11 protein-coding genes are annotated in these 14,082 nt (G+C 68.8%); 5 read left to right on the plus strand and 6 right to left on the minus strand.

What is annotated here, in order from left to right:
* The first annotated feature begins 45 nt into the window (after window positions 1–45).
* The 5 genes from WB794_RS00855 to WB794_RS00875 all read left to right on the plus strand — a co-directional run bounded on the left by WB794_RS00855 (window position 46) and on the right by WB794_RS00875 (window position 7,252).
* Window positions 46–2,883 carry a 2-oxoglutarate dehydrogenase E1 component gene (locus WB794_RS00855; protein ID WP_337333940.1) on the plus strand — a complete coding sequence of 946 codons (2,838 nt, stop codon included), beginning with the start codon at window positions 46–48 and terminating at the stop codon, window positions 2,881–2,883.
* A 59-nt stretch (window positions 2,884–2,942) separates the two neighbouring features.
* Window positions 2,943–4,130 carry a dihydrolipoyllysine-residue succinyltransferase gene (gene sucB, locus WB794_RS00860; protein ID WP_337333941.1) on the plus strand — a complete coding sequence of 396 codons (1,188 nt, stop codon included), beginning with the start codon at window positions 2,943–2,945 and terminating at the stop codon, window positions 4,128–4,130.
* A 121-nt stretch (window positions 4,131–4,251) separates the two neighbouring features.
* Window positions 4,252–5,676 (plus strand): dihydrolipoyl dehydrogenase, encoded by a 1,425-nt coding sequence (gene lpdA, locus WB794_RS00865; protein WP_337333942.1) that lies wholly within the window; start codon window positions 4,252–4,254, stop codon window positions 5,674–5,676.
* A 67-nt stretch (window positions 5,677–5,743) separates the two neighbouring features.
* Window positions 5,744–6,751: an acrylyl-CoA reductase family protein gene (locus WB794_RS00870; RefSeq protein ID WP_337333943.1), complete on the plus strand. Its 1,008-nt coding sequence runs from the start codon at window positions 5,744–5,746 to the stop codon at window positions 6,749–6,751.
* Window positions 6,752–6,886: 135 nt separating this feature from the next.
* Window positions 6,887–7,252, plus strand: a complete 366-nt coding sequence (locus tag WB794_RS00875) for a response regulator (protein WP_337333944.1) — start codon at window positions 6,887–6,889, stop codon at window positions 7,250–7,252.
* 81 nt (window positions 7,253–7,333) lie between these two features.
* On the opposite strand, the gene mmsB is transcribed toward WB794_RS00875, so the two are convergent.
* The 6 genes from mmsB to purE all read right to left on the minus strand — a co-directional run bounded on the left by mmsB (window position 7,334) and on the right by purE (window position 14,050).
* A complete protein-coding gene (gene mmsB, locus WB794_RS00880; RefSeq protein ID WP_337333945.1) occupies window positions 7,334–8,236 on the minus strand; it encodes a 3-hydroxyisobutyrate dehydrogenase in 903 nt (300 codons plus the stop codon).
* 134 nt (window positions 8,237–8,370) lie between these two features.
* Window positions 8,371–9,534, minus strand: a complete 1,164-nt coding sequence (locus WB794_RS00885) for an enoyl-CoA hydratase/isomerase family protein (RefSeq protein ID WP_337333946.1) — start codon at window positions 9,532–9,534, stop codon at window positions 8,371–8,373.
* A complete protein-coding gene (locus WB794_RS00890; protein WP_337333947.1) occupies window positions 9,531–10,685 on the minus strand; it encodes an acyl-CoA dehydrogenase family protein in 1,155 nt (384 codons plus the stop codon). Before WB794_RS00890 ends, WB794_RS00885 begins: the two co-directional genes overlap by 4 nt.
* 7 nt (window positions 10,686–10,692) lie before the next feature.
* Complete coding sequence (locus tag WB794_RS00895) at window positions 10,693–12,216, minus strand: CoA-acylating methylmalonate-semialdehyde dehydrogenase (RefSeq protein ID WP_337333948.1); 1,524 nt, start codon at window positions 12,214–12,216, stop codon at window positions 10,693–10,695.
* A gap of 164 nt (window positions 12,217–12,380) precedes the next feature.
* Window positions 12,381–13,547 carry a 5-(carboxyamino)imidazole ribonucleotide synthase gene (locus tag WB794_RS00900; RefSeq protein ID WP_337333949.1) on the minus strand — a complete coding sequence of 389 codons (1,167 nt, stop codon included), beginning with the start codon at window positions 13,545–13,547 and terminating at the stop codon, window positions 12,381–12,383.
* Window positions 13,544–14,050, minus strand: a complete 507-nt coding sequence (gene purE / locus WB794_RS00905; RefSeq protein WP_337333950.1) for a 5-(carboxyamino)imidazole ribonucleotide mutase — start codon at window positions 14,048–14,050, stop codon at window positions 13,544–13,546. Before purE ends, WB794_RS00900 begins: the two co-directional genes overlap by 4 nt.
* Between the last annotated feature and the right edge of the window lie 32 nt (window positions 14,051–14,082).

Below are 14,082 nucleotides of genomic sequence, written 5' to 3' on the forward strand. Positions count from 1 at the left end.
CTCCCCACCAGCAGCGCCGGCATCGCCGGCCCCGGCAAGGCCATCGTGAGCAGTCTCATCCAAGAACTCCAGCAGTCGTCCCAGTTGGCCGGCGGCAACGCCGATTATGTCGAGGGTCTCTACGAGGCCTGGCTTGAAGATCCCGCCTCGGTTTCCGCGCAGTGGCGCCGCTATTTCGAAACCTTCAAGGGCCGCGAGGCCGGTGACGTGCCGCACTCCGAAGTGCTCGCGCGCATCGCGCTGGCCGCGCGCATCGCACCCACGCTCGGCCCCAGTTCGGTGGTGAGCGACACCTATTCCGAAAGCCAGGGCGGCGTGCGCAAGCTCGTCACCGCCTACCGCTCGCGCGGCCACCTGGGTGCCAGCCTCGATCCGCTCGGCATGGCCGAGGAGCCCGGCGCGCCGGACCTCGATCTCCCCTTCCACGGCCTCTCGCCGGCCGATCTCGACGTGGAGTTCACCACCGGCGCGTTCTTCGGTGCCGAGCGCATGCCGCTGCGCGCCCTGCTGTCCGCGCTGCGCGCGACCTACAGCAGCAGCATCGGCGCGGAGTTCATGCACATTTCCGATGCCGTCCAGCGCAACTGGATCTACCGCCGCATGGAGAATGCCGGCGGCAAGTTCGGCTACAGCGCACAGCAGAAGAAGCGCATCCTCGAACGCCTCACCGCGGCCGAGGGGCTGGAGCGCTATCTGCACACCAAGTACGTCGGGCAGAAGCGCTTCTCGCTGGAAGGCGGCGACAGCCTGATCCCGCTGCTGGATGCGGTGGTGGAACGCGCCGGCAGCGCCGGGGTGAAGGAAATGGTCATCGGCATGGCCCACCGCGGCCGCCTCAACGTGCTGGTCAACACCCTCGGCAAGCCGCCGCACAAGCTGTTCGACGAGTTCCTCGGCAAGTTCGACGCGCCCGACTCGCCCGACCACTCGGGCGACGTGAAGTACCACATGGGCTTTTCGTCGGACGTGCAGACCTCGGCCGGCCCGGTCCACCTGGCGCTGGCCTTCAATCCCTCGCACCTTGAAATCGTCAATCCGGTGGTCGCCGGCTCCGTGCGATCGCGCCAGATGCGGCGCGAGGACGCGGCGCGCGAAGAGGCGATGCCGGTGCTCATCCACGGCGAGGCCGCGTTCGCCGGCCAGGGCGTGGTGATGGAAACCCTGCAGATGTCGCAGGCGCGCGGTTTTGCCGTGGGCGGCACCCTGCACGTGGTGATCAACAACCAGGTCGGCTTCACCACCAGCCGCGTGGACGACGCGCGCTCCACCCTGTACAGCACCGACGTGGCGAAGTTCGTCGGCGCGCCGGTGTTCCACGTCAACGGCGACGATCCCGAAGCGGTCGCCTTCGTGGCCCAGCTCGCCTTCGACTACCGCCGTGAATTCAAGCGCGACGTGGTGATCGAACTGGTCTGCTACCGTCGCCACGGCCACAACGAGGCCGACGAGCCGGCCGCGACCCAGCCGCTGATGTACCAGAACATCCGCCAGCGCAAGACCACGCGCGAGCTGTACGCGGAAAAGCTCCAGTCCGCCGGCGTGCTGGCCGCGGGCGAAGCCCAGGCGATGGTCGATGCCTACCGCGACAAGCTCGATCAGGGCGCACTCACCACCGAACTTGCAGCACCCGACGCCAGTATCCACACCGTCGACTGGTCGCCCTTCCTCAAGGGCACGCTGGCCGACGAAACGCCCACCAGCGTGCTGCGCCGCGATCTGGACGAGCTGGCGAAGCGCATCACCACCCTGCCCGCCGACCTCACCCTGCACCCGCGCGTGGCCAAGATCTACCAGGACCGCCAGAAGATGGCCGCCGGCGAGCTGCCGGGCGACTGGGGTTTTGCCGAGAACCTGGCCTATGCCAGCCTGATCCGGGAAGGCTACCGCCTGCGCCTGGTGGGTCAGGACTCCGGGCGCGGCACCTTCTTCCACCGCCACGCCGTGCTGCACGACCAGAACGACGGCCACACCTGGATGCCGCTGGCGCAGCTGGCCGGCAATCCCGAGCACGTCACCATCATCGACTCGCTTTTGAGCGAGGAGGCGGTGATGGCCTACGAGTACGGCTATTCCACTTCCGACCCCAACACGCTCGGCATCTGGGAGGCGCAGTTCGGCGACTTCGCCAACGGTGCCCAGGTGGTGATCGACCAGTTCATCAGTTCGGGCGAGGCCAAGTGGGGCCGCCTGTGCGGCTTGGCGCTGTTCCTGCCGCACGGTTATGAAGGCCAGGGCCCCGAGCACAGCTCGGCGCGCCTGGAGCGCTTCCTGCAGCTGTGCGCGCTCGACAACATGCAGGTCTGCGTGCCCACCACGCCGGCCCAGGCCTTCCACATGATCCGCCGCCAGATGAAGCGCCCCACCCGCAAGCCGCTGGTGGTGATGACGCCCAAGTCGCTGCTGCGCCACAAGCTGGCGGTTTCCTCGCTGGAAGAACTGGCCAACGGCCGCTTCCAGAACCTCATCCCGGACAGCTTCGCCACCGATCGGTCCAAGGTCACGCGCGTCGTCGCCTGCTCGGGCAAGGTCTACTACGACCTGCTGGAAGAAGCCCAGAAGCGCGGCCTGCAGAACGTCGCGCTGGTGCGGGTGGAGCAGCTCTACCCGTTCCCGCGCGAGGCGCTGGTGGCGGAAATCAAGCGCTTCGCCAACGCGACCGACCTGGTCTGGTGCCAGGAAGAGCCGATGAACCAGGGCGCGTGGTACCAGATCCAGCACCACCTGCGCTTCTGCCTGCAGGGCAAGCAGAAGCTCGGCTACGCCGGCCGCGTGCGTTCGCCCGCACCGGCGGCCGGGCAGCACCACACCCACGTGGTCGAGCAGGAGGGCCTGATCGAGGCCGCGCTCGTCGCCCCGCCCAACGGCGATCCCACCCGCGAATGACACCCCGCAGTCTTTCCATCAAACCCACGCCATCCCCGAACACATAAAGGACGTACGCCATGTCCATCGAAGTCAAAGTACCGGTACTGCCGGAATCCGTCTCCGACGCGACCATCGCCAACTGGCGCAAGAAGGTCGGCGAGGCCGTCGCACGCGACGAGAACCTGGTCGATCTGGAAACCGACAAGGTCGTGCTGGAAGTTCCCTCGCCGGTGGATGGCGTGCTCAGGGAAATCCGCTTCGACACCGGCGCAACCGTCACTTCCGAGCAGGTCATCGCGGTGATCGAGCAGGGTGCGGCCGCCCCTGCGCCCGCCAAGGCCGAAGCGCCCGCCGCCGCAGCGCCCGCACCTGCGCCCGCCAAGGCCGCGGCACCGGCCGCCGCCGCTGCGGGCACCGGCACGAGCCAGCTGCCTCCCGGCGCGCGCTTCGCCGCCGAGGTCAATCAGGTCAATCCGGCTGAAGTCGCCGGCACCGGCCGGCGCGGCGCGGTGACCAAGGAAGACATCGTCAACTACGTCAGGAACGCCCCGGTCGGCGGCGGCGCGCGTCCGGAAGAACGCGTGCCGATGACCCGCATCCGCACCCGCATCGCCGAGCGCCTGATGCACTCCAAGAACTCCATCGCGATGCTGACCTCGTTCAACGAGATCAACCTCGGCAAGGTCATGGCGATGCGCAAGGAGATGCAGGAGTCGTTCGAGAAGCAGTACGGCATCAAGCTCGGCTTCATGAGCTTCTTCGCCAAGGCGGCGGCCGAGGCGCTCAAGCGCCACCCCATCGTCAACGCCTCGGTCGACGGCAACGACATCATCTACCATGGCTACGCCGACATCTCCATCGCCGTGTCCACCGAAAAGGGCCTGGTCACGCCGGTGCTGCGCAACGTCGAGCGCATGGGCTTTGCCGACGTCGAGCGCGCCATCGCCGACTACGCCCGCGCGGCGCGCGAGGGCGGCCTGAAGCTGGAAGACCTGCAGGGTGGCACCTTCACCATCACCAACGGCGGCACCTTCGGCTCGCTGTTCTCCACCCCGATCGTGAATCCGCCGCAGAGTGCGATCCTGGGCATGCACGCCATCAAGGAGCGCCCGATCGTCGAAAACGGCCAGGTCGTCATCGCCCCGATGATGTACGTCGCCATCTCCTACGACCACCGCATCATCGACGGCAAGGACGCGGTGCTGTTCCTGGTGGACATCAAGAACCAGCTGGAGAATCCGCACAGGATGCTGCTCGGCCTCTGAGGCCCACAGCATCCGGGAATGGAGAATCGGGAATAAGGAATCGCAAAGGCAAAAGCCGGCGAGACCCTAGCTCTTACGATTCTCCATTCCCGATTCCCCATTCCCATTGAGAGCGAATGCAATGAGCGACCAATTCGACGTCATCGTCATCGGCGGCGGCCCCGCCGGCTATCACGCCGCGATCCGCGCGGCGCAGCTGGGCAAGAAGGTGGCCTGCGTCGACGCGGCGCTGGGCAAGGACGGCAAGCCGGCGCTGGGCGGCACCTGCCTGCGCGTGGGCTGCATCCCGTCCAAGGCGCTGCTCGATTCCAGCCGCCAGTTCTGGAACATGGGCCACCTGTTCGCCCAGCACGGCATCAGCTTCGAGAAGCCGGCGATCGACGTGGCCAGGATGGTCGCGCGCAAGGACGCCATCGTGAAGCAGTTCACCGGCGGCATCGCGGCGCTGTTCAAGGCCAACAAGGTTACCGCGTACCATGGCTTCGGCCAATTGCAGCCGGGCCGCGTGGTGACGGTGAAGCAGCACGATGGCACCACGGTCGAGCTGAAGGCAACGAACGTGATCCTCGCCGCCGGCTCCGACTCGATCGAGCTGCCGTTCGCCAGGTTCGGCGAGCACATCATCGACAACGTCGGCGCGCTCGACCTTCCCGCCGTGCCCAAGCGTCTGGGCGTGATCGGTGCCGGCGTCATCGGCCTGGAACTGGGCAGCGTGTGGAAGCGCCTCGGTGCCGAAGTCACCATCCTCGAGGGCCTGCCCGACTTCCTCGCCGCCGCCGATGCGGAAGTGTCGAAAGTCGCCGCACGCGAATTCAAGAAGCAGGGCCTCGACATCCGACTGGGCTGCAAGGTCTCCAACACCGAGGTCAAGGCCGACGGCGTGCACGTCTCCTACACCGATGCCAAGGGTGCCGCGCAGACCCTGGTGGTCGACAAGCTGCTGGTGGCCGTCGGTCGCCGCGCCGCGACCCGCGGCCTCCTGGCCGAAGGCACCGGCGTCACGCTCAGCGAGCGCGGCCAGATCGTGGTGGATGACCACTGCCATACCGCCGCCGAAGGCGTCTGGGCAGTGGGCGACTGCGTGCGCGGCCCGATGCTGGCGCACAAGGGCTTCGAGGAAGGCATCGCGGTCGCCGAGCTGATCGCGGGGCTGCCCGGCCACGTCAACTACGACACCATCCCGAACGTGATCTACACCGAGCCGGAAGTAGCCTGGGTCGGCAGGACCGAGGAACAGCTCAAGTCCGAAGGCGTTCCCTACAAAGCCGGCAGCTTCCCGTTCGCCGCCGTGGGCCGCGCCGTGGCCATGGCCGAACCGGCCGGCTTCGTGAAGGTGCTGGCGCACGCCGAGACCGACCGCGTGCTGGGCATGCACCTGGTCGGCGCGAACGTGTCCGAACTGGTGCACGAAGGCGTGCTGACCATGGAGTTCTCGGGTGCAGCCGACGACCTCGCGCGCATCTGCCACGCCCACCCGAGCCTGTCCGAAGCCGTGCACGACGCCGCCATGGCGGTGCACAAGCGGGCGATTCACAAGGTGAATTGAGAAAGCCGGGATTCGGGATTGGAAGATCGCCGATCCCGTTTCCTTGGCATCCTCGCGAAAACCGGACATGAGCACACTTCCCGATTCCTTCCCCGCCTTCCGCATCCACGGTGAAACCGGGGACGGCTGGCGCGCGGGGATCGAGGAAGTCGGGCTGGACGAGCTTTCGCCCGGCGAGGTGGTGATCCGGGCGCAGTGGTCGTCGGTGAACTACAAGGACGCGCTGGCCGGAACCGGGGCCGGCAGGATCCTGCGCAAGACCCCCCTGATCGGCGGCATCGATGTCTCGGGCACGGTGGTGTCTTCGGAAAGCCCGGACTTCGCGCCCGGCGACGCGGTGCTGGTGACCGGCTGCGGCCAGTCGGAAACGCGCGACGGCGGCTACGCCGGCTTCGTGCGCGCCGAGGCCGCAAGCGTGATTCCGCTGCCCCGCGGGCTGGACCTGCGCGAGGCGATGATCCTGGGTACGGCCGGGTTCACTGCCGCGCTGGCGCTGCTGCGCATGGAGCGCCTGGGCCAGAATCCCGGACAGGGGCCGATCGTGGTGACCGGTGCCAGCGGCGGCGTCGGAATGCTCGGCATCGACATCCTCACCCGCGCCGGCTACGAGGCCCATGCGATCACCGGCAAGCTCGAACACCTCGATTTCCTGACCGCGCTCGGCGCGCGCCAGGTGATTTCGCGCGACAAGCTCTACTGGGGACAGCGTCCGCTGGAGCCCGCACACTGGGCCGGCGCGCTCGACGGCGTCGGCGGGGAGATGCTCGACGGCCTGACCCGGGTGATCCAGCCACGCGGCAACATCGCCAGCTACGGCATGGCCGGCGGCACCGAGCTGCACACCACGGTGATGCCGTTCATCCTGCGTGCGGTGTCGTTGGTCGGGATATCGGCCTCCACCGCGCCGCGCGCCGACCGCGAAGCCGTATGGTCGCTGCTGGCGGGACCGTGGCGGCCCGCCCACCTGACCGCCATAGCCACGCGGGAAGTGACGCTGGACCAGCTTCCCGGCGTTTTCTCCGATATGCTCGACGGACGCGCCTTCGGGCGAACCTTGGTGCGTCTTCCGGGCTGAGTCCGCCCGGGCATCGGATTGCGTCGCAGTTCCGTCGGGCCATGCTTCAACCCGGGCGGCCAAACGGCTAGAATCGGTGTACAAAACAGGGGGCCACCGCACTTGCGCGGCGGCCAAAGCGATATCGAGGGACCTATGGCACGTGTTCTGATCGTCGACGATTCTCCTTCGCAGCTGATGGGCATGAAGCTCATCATCGAGCGTCTGGGGCACGAAACCATGACCGCCGAGGATGGCGCGCAGGGCGTTGAGGTGGCCAAGCGCGAAATGCCCGACCTGATCCTGATGGACGTGGTCATGCCCAACCTCAACGGCTTCCAGGCGACGCGATCCATCGCCAAGAACGCCGATACGGCGCACATCCCGATCATCCTGGTGACCACCAAGGATCAGGAAACCGACCGCGTCTGGGGCATGCGCCAGGGTGCCAAGGCCTACCTGACCAAGCCGGTCAACGAGGGCGCGCTGATCAAGCTGGTGAAGGAACTGCTTCCCGCCTGATCCCGCTGCCGGGCGGCGTTGCGCCGGCCAGGGAACGCATCCCGGAAAGCCGCGCGTCCCCGACGTGCGGCTTTCCTTCGTTCAGGCCTTGCGAACCAGGTTCACCACGCTGGAAAAATCGAGCGCGCCGCGCCCGGCCTGGCTGTTCATGGAATACAGGTTGCGCGCCAGTTCACCCAGCGGGATCGAGGCACCGGTGCCCAGCGCCGCCTCGGCGGCCAGCCCCAGGTCCTTGAGCATCAGATCGTTGCCGAAGCCGCCTTCGTAACCGCGCGACGCGGGTGCATTGGGCAGCACGCCCGGCCAGGGATTGCAGACTTCGGTGGCCCAGCTGCGGCTGGTGCTCACCGCCATCATCTGCGACAGCGCCGCCGGATCGAGACCGTGCGCCACGCCCAGCGCGATGGCTTCGCCGGTGGCGGCCATGATCACGCCCAGCGCCATGTTGTTGCACAGCTTGGCGACCTGCCCCGCCCCGGCACCGCCCATGTGGAAGATGTTCTTGCCCATGGCCGAAAGCACCGGCCGCGCGCGCTCCAGCGCTTCGGCCTCGCCGCCCACGATGAAGGTCAGCGTCCCGGCCGCGGCCCCCGCGGTGCCGCCGGATACCGGCGCGTCGATCATCGCCAGGCCGCGCGCGGCGGCGGCTTGCGCCACCTTGCGCGCGGACGCCGGCGCGATGGTGCTCGAATCGATCACCAGCGCACCCGCTTCGATCTGCGCCAGCAGCCCGTCCTCGCCCAAGTACAGCCCTTCGACGTGGCGACTGGCAGGCAGCATCGAAACCACGACCTGTGCCCCTTTTACCGCCCCGATGGCGCTGGCGGCCACCTTGGCACCGGCCGCCGCGGCGGCTTCCAGCGCCGCAGGAACCAGATCGAACACCTGCACCGGAAACCCGGCCTTGACCAGGTTGGCGGCCATCGGCCCGCCCATGTGGCCCAGGCCGATGAAGGCGACGATCGGATGCGATGTGGTGGTCATGGCGGTGTTCTCGTCTCTGATGGATGTGATCAAGCCGCGCGGCGTCGGGGGCGCAGCCCCGACCTGCGAACTCCCCCATCCCCCGCGCGGGGAAGAGGGTTGGTAGGTCGGGGCTACGTCCCCGACGTTTTTTCTCAGCGCAACGCCTCGCGCTGCGGATCGTCCTCGCCCAGATCGGCCAGCGGATGGCCGCCGACCGGCCAAGGCGCGGTGAAGAAGGTTTCGATGAAGTCCCCGGCGGTGTCGGCCAGCGTCGCCGGATTCCAGCGCGGAGCCTTGTCCTTGTCGATCAGCAGCGCGCGGATGCCCTCGAAGAAATCGCCGTGCGCCGCGCAGGCGAGTGCTGCGATGAGTTCGAGCCGGAAGATTTCCGCCAGCGACAGGCGGCTGGCGCGGCGCTGGATTTCCCAGGACAGGCGGATCGAGGACGGACAGCCGCGATCCAGCGCCGCCTGCGCCCTCTGCCACCAGGGATCATCGCAGGCGGTTTCGGCGATGGCCGCGACGGCCGCGTCCAGCGAGTGCCCGGCGCAGCTGGCATCGATCTGCGCGCGCAGGCGCTGCAGCGGGCCGGGCGCAAGTCCCTCCAGTGCGAAGTCGCGCAGCAGGGCGTCGAGCCGCGCGGCGTTCACGCCCGCATCCGCGTGCCACTGTGTCGCGGCCAGCGCATCGAGCAGCTCCTCGTAGCGCGCGCCCGCGACGGCGTGGTCGGCAAAGCCGGCGTGGATCGCATCGGCGGCGTCGATGCTGGCTCCGGTGAGCGCGAGAAAGCGCCCGGTCGCACCCGGCGCGCGCGCCAGCATCCAGGTACCGCCGACATCGGGAAACAGCCCGATGCCGATTTCCGGCATCGCCAGGCGCGAAGTTTCGGTCACCACCCGGTGGCTCGCGCCCGCCATCAGGCCGATGCCGCCACCCATGACGATGCCCTGTCCCCAGCACAGGATCGGCTTGGGATAGGCGTGGATGCGGTAGTCGAGGCGGTATTCGCGCTCGAAGAATCCGCGCGCGGCGGAAATCGCCAGCGGGTCCACGCGGGCACCTCCGCCCACGCCCGCTTCGCGCATCCCGGCGTAGAGCGCGTGCAGGTCGCCGCCGGCGCAGAACGCCTTTTCGCCCGCCCCGCGCAGCAGCACCAGCGCGATGCCGGCGTCCGCGGCCCAGGCGTCGAGCCGCGCGGACAGCGCATCGACCATTTCCAGCGACAGTCCGTTGAGCGTCGCCGGCGCATTGAGCGTAGCGATGCCGATGCGGTGCGCGCCGGCGGCGCGCTCCTCGAACAGGGCCGACGCGCTCATCGCAATTCCCGATCCGATCCGAGCAGGCGGCGCGAGACGATCAGGCGCATGACCTCGTTGGTGCCTTCCAGGATGCGGTGCACGCGCAGGTCGCGCAGCAGGCGCTCGAGCGGAAATTCGCGGGTGTAGCCGTAGCCGCCGTGCAACTGCAGCGCGTCGTCCACGAGCGCGAAGCAGGTGTCGGTGGCGAAGCGCTTGGCCATCGCGCACCAGGCGCTGGCGTCGGCACTGCCGGCGTCGAGTTTGGCGGCGGCGCTGTGCACCATCTGGCGCGAGGCCACAAGGTTGGTCGCCATGTCGGCCACGCGGAACTGCAGCGCCTGGAACTCGGCCAGTGCCTTGCCGAACTGGCGGCGTTCGCCCAGGTACCTGCGCGCCTGGTCGAGCGCGGCCTGCGCCCCGCCCAGCGAGCAGGAGGCGATGTTGATGCGGCCGCCGTCCAGGCCCTTCATCGCGACGACGAAACCCTCGCCTTCTTCGCCCAGGCGACTGGCCAGCGGCACGCGCACGTTCTCGAAGGTGATGCCGCAGGTCGGCTGGCTGTGCCAGCCCATCTTTTCTTCCTGACGGCCATAGGTGATGCCGGGCGCGTCGGCTGGCACCGCGAAGGCGCTGATGCCCTTCGGGCCGTCCTGCCCGGTGCGCGCCATCACGACCAGAAGATCGCTGTGGCCGCCACCGGAAATGAAGGCCTTGCTGCCGCTGATGAGATAGCCGTCGCCCTCGCGCACGGCGCGGGTCTTGAGCGAAGCCGCGTCCGAACCCGAACCCGGCTCGGTCAGGCAGTAGGAGCCGAGCTTGCGGCCCGAGGTCAGCGCCTCGCCCCACTCGGCCTTGACCTCGGCCGTGCCCCACTGGCCCAGCATCCAGGTGGCCATGTTGTGGATGGTGAAATAGGCGGCGGTCGACGGGCAGGCCGCGGCCAGCTCCTCGAACACCATCGCGGCCGACAGGCGCGAGACACCCAGGCCGCCGATGTCGGGATTGGCGTAGAGGCCGCAGAAGCCCAGCTCGCCGCCGGCCGCGATCACGTCGCGCGGGAAATGGTGCTCGGCATCCCACTGCGCCGCAAACGGCGCCATGCGCGCCTGCGCGAACTCGCGCGCGGCGTCGCGGAAGGCCTGCTGTTCCTCGTTCAGTTCCAGATCCACGCGCGCCTCACTTCAGCGAAATGGTGGTGTTGACGCCGTGCGCGGCGGTTTCCTCGTCGAACCAGCGCGCGATCACGGTCTTGGTCTGGGTGTAGAAGGCCACGACCTGCTTGCCGTAGGGACCAAGATCGCCGAGCTTGGAGGCGCGCGAGCCGGTAAAAGAAAAGTACGGCACCGGCACCGGGATCGGCAGGTTGATGCCGACCTGGCCGACGTCGATCTCTTCCTGGAACCTGCGCGCGGCCCAGCCGGACTGGGTGAACACCGCGGTACCGTTGCCGTTGGGATTGGCGTTGACCAGCGCGATGGCGTCATCCAGCGTGTCCACTTCGAGGATCACCAGCACCGGCCCGAAGATTTCCTCGTCGTAGATGCGCATCCCCGGCTTCACGCCGGCGAAGATGGTCGGACCGACGAAGTTGCCCTTCTCGAAACCGGGAATGGCCGGGTTGCGCCCGTCGAGCACCAGCCGCGCGCCCTCGTCGACACCCGAGGCGATCATGCCCTCGATGCGCGAACGGGCGGTGCAGGAAATCACCGGGCCGACATCCGTACCGGCCTCGGTACCGGCATTGACCTTGAGCGCCCTGGCCTTTTCCACCAGATCGGGAATCCAGCTGCGCGCCTCGCCCACCAGCACCAGGGTCGAGGCCGCCATGCAGCGCTGGCCGGCGGCACCGAAGGCCGCGCCCACCATGGCATTGAGGGACTGCTCCTTGTTGGCGTCGGGCAGCACCACGGCGTGGTTCTTGGCACCCATCATGCACTGCGCGCGCTTGCCGGCGAGCGCGGCGCGCTGGTAGACGTGCGTGCCCACTTTCGTGGAGCCGACGAAGGAAACGGCCTTGATGTCGGGGTGGTCGCAGATCGCGTTGACCACGTCCGGGCCACCGTGCACCACGTTGAGCACGCCCTTGGGGATGCCGGCTTCCAGCGCCAGTTCGACCAGGCGCATGGTCACCATCGGGTCCTGTTCGGAGGGCTTGAGCACGAAGGTGTTGCCGGTGGCGATCGCCATCGGGAACATCCACAGCGGGATCATCGCGGGGAAGTTGAACGGGGTGATGCCGGCGCACACGCCCAGCGGCTGCAGCAGGGTGTAGGTGTCCACGCCGTTGGCGACGTTGTTGGCCAGTTCGCCCAACTGCAGGTTGCCGATGCCGGCGGCGTGCTCCACCACTTCCAGCCCGCGGAACACGTCGCCCTCGGCATCGGGCAGGGTCTTGCCCTGCTCGGCGGTGAGGATCGCCGCGAGCTCCTGCATGTGTTCGCGGATCAACTGCTGGTACTTGAGGAAGATGCGCGCCCGCGTGCTGATCGGGGTCTTGCGCCAGGTCTTGAAGGCTTCCTTGGCCGCGGCTACCGCCGCATCCACCTCCGCCGTCGTGGCGAAGGGCACGCGCGCCAGCACGTCCTGGGTGGCCGGATTGACGACATCGCGCCATTCGGAGGTGCGGGAATCGACGAACGCGCCGTCGATCAGGAGCTTCACCGTCGGGATGCCGGCGGCGGCCTGGGTTGCAGTGTTCATGGGCGAGTGCCTCTGGAAAGAGATTGGAACGCTGGCGCGGCCCGCTTCGGCGCGCCTGCTGCTGGACAGCACCACCCAGTTTAGCAGCGCGGTTCTGCGCCCCGCACGTCGTGGCGCATCAAGACATGGGCGTATGGATCGCGCCGCGCGCGCCGATGCCGGCGCTATGGCGCGTGGCGCAGTCGCGCCAGCACCGGTGCCACCTGCGCGGCGCGATCCAGCGCGCGCCCGGCGTGCTCCAGGCGATCGGCAAGCTCGGCTGGCGACGACGCGCACAGCGTCGCATGGCCGACCTTGCGCCCGGCGCGCGGTGCCTTGCCGTAGTCGTGCAGGTGCAGGCCCGGCACGGCGAGCGCGGTCCCCGCATCCGGCATCCGGCCGAGGAAGTTCAGCAGGCACGACACCCCGCGCGCGCCGGTATCGCCCAGCGGCCAGCCGAGCACGGCGCGCAGGTGGTTCTCGAACTGCGAGGTGCGCGCGCCTTCGATCGTCCAGTGTCCGGAATTGTGCACGCGCGGAGCCATCTCGTTGGCGAGCAGGCGCTCGCCCGCATCGAACAGCTCCAGTGCGAACACGCCGACGTAGCCGAGCGATTCGGCCAGGCGGCGGGCGTGGCCGATGGCCTCGGCCTCCTGCCCCGGCGAAACCTCGGCCGGCGCCAGGCTGGCCGAGAGCACGCCGTCGACATGCCAGTTCTCGGTGATCGGCCAGGCGGCGAATTCGCCGGACCGCGCCCGCACCGCGACCACGGACAGCTCGCGGCGAAACGGCACGAAAGCTTCGAGGATGAGGCCGACCGACGCTGCCTGATCGCCCAGCGCGGCCCAGGCGGCATCGAGGTCGGCTTCGCCGCGCAGGCGGAACTGGCCCTTGCCGTCGTAGCCGAAGCGACGGGTCTTGAGGATGGCGGGAAGGCCGAGCGAACGCGCGGCGGCGGCTAGCCCGGCGCGATCATCCACCGCCATGAAGCCGGGCGTGGGGATGCCCAGCGCATTGAAGCGGGTTTTTTCCACGAGCCGATCCTGCGCCGTGGCCAGCGCGTCGCGCCCGGGATGCGCGGGCACCCGCGCGGCCAGCAGGTCGAGGCTGGCGGCAGGCACGTTCTCGAAGTCGAAGGTGGCAAGGTCGATGCCGTCGGCGAACCGCGCCAGGGCGTCCGCATCGTCCCAGGCCGCCACGCGCAGCGGTGCGGCCTGCCCGGCACAGGCGTCGGGCGCGGGATCGAGCAGCGCAAAGCGCAGCCCCAGCGGCAGCCCGGCCAGCACCATCATGCGCGCCAGCTGGCCGCCGCCCAGAATGCCGACGGTCGAGGCTGTGCCCGCGTGGGTCATGAGTGCGCCGGATCCGGGTGCGCGCGCACCCGCGCCGTCTGCGCCGCGCGGAACGCATCGAGCGCCTCGCGCACGCGCGCATCGCCTGCGGCCAGAAGCGCGGCGGCGAACAGCGCCGCGTTGACGGCTCCGGCGCGACCGATGGCGAAGGTGGCGACCGGCACGCCGGCCGGCATCTGCACGATGGATAGCAGCGAGTCCATCCCGTTGAGCACCCGCGACTGCACCGGCACGCCGAGCACAGGCAGCGGCGTCAGCGAGGCCAGCATTCCCGGCAGGTGGGCGGCACCGCCGGCTCCCGCGATGATCGCCTTCAGACCGCGCTCACGCGCCGTGCGGGCGTACTCGAACAGGCGCTCGGGCGTGCGATGGGCCGACACCACTTCGCGCTCGAAGGTGATGTCCAGCGCTTCGAGCTGCGCGGCGGCATGGCACATCGTTTCCCAGTCCGAGCGCGAGCCCATCACCAGGCCCACCTGCGCTTGCAGCAACGTCTGGCTCATCCAATTGGTCCGTGGCGAGTCGAGCGCGTATT

Origin of the sequence: Denitratimonas tolerans, from assembly GCF_037203605.1 — a bacterium.
Lineage (GTDB): Bacteria > Pseudomonadota > Gammaproteobacteria > Xanthomonadales > Xanthomonadaceae > Denitratimonas > Denitratimonas tolerans.

Coding starts and splice junctions, on each gene's coding strand:
- purE (WP_337333950.1), bottom strand. CDS start 14,050: ATGAGCCAGACGTTGCTGCAAGCGCAGGTGGGCCTGGTGATGGGCTCG.
- WB794_RS00885 (WP_337333946.1), bottom strand. CDS start 9,534: ATGAGCGCGTCGGCCCTGTTCGAGGAGCGCGCCGCCGGCGCGCACCGC.
- WB794_RS00870 (WP_337333943.1), top strand. CDS start 5,744: ATGAGCACACTTCCCGATTCCTTCCCCGCCTTCCGCATCCACGGTGAA.
- sucB (WP_337333941.1), top strand. CDS start 2,943: ATGTCCATCGAAGTCAAAGTACCGGTACTGCCGGAATCCGTCTCCGAC.
- mmsB (WP_337333945.1), bottom strand. CDS start 8,236: ATGACCACCACATCGCATCCGATCGTCGCCTTCATCGGCCTGGGCCAC.
- WB794_RS00895 (WP_337333948.1), bottom strand. CDS start 12,216: ATGAACACTGCAACCCAGGCCGCCGCCGGCATCCCGACGGTGAAGCTC.
- WB794_RS00900 (WP_337333949.1), bottom strand. CDS start 13,547: ATGACCCACGCGGGCACAGCCTCGACCGTCGGCATTCTGGGCGGCGGC.
- WB794_RS00875 (WP_337333944.1), top strand. CDS start 6,887: ATGGCACGTGTTCTGATCGTCGACGATTCTCCTTCGCAGCTGATGGGC.
- lpdA (WP_337333942.1), top strand. CDS start 4,252: ATGAGCGACCAATTCGACGTCATCGTCATCGGCGGCGGCCCCGCCGGC.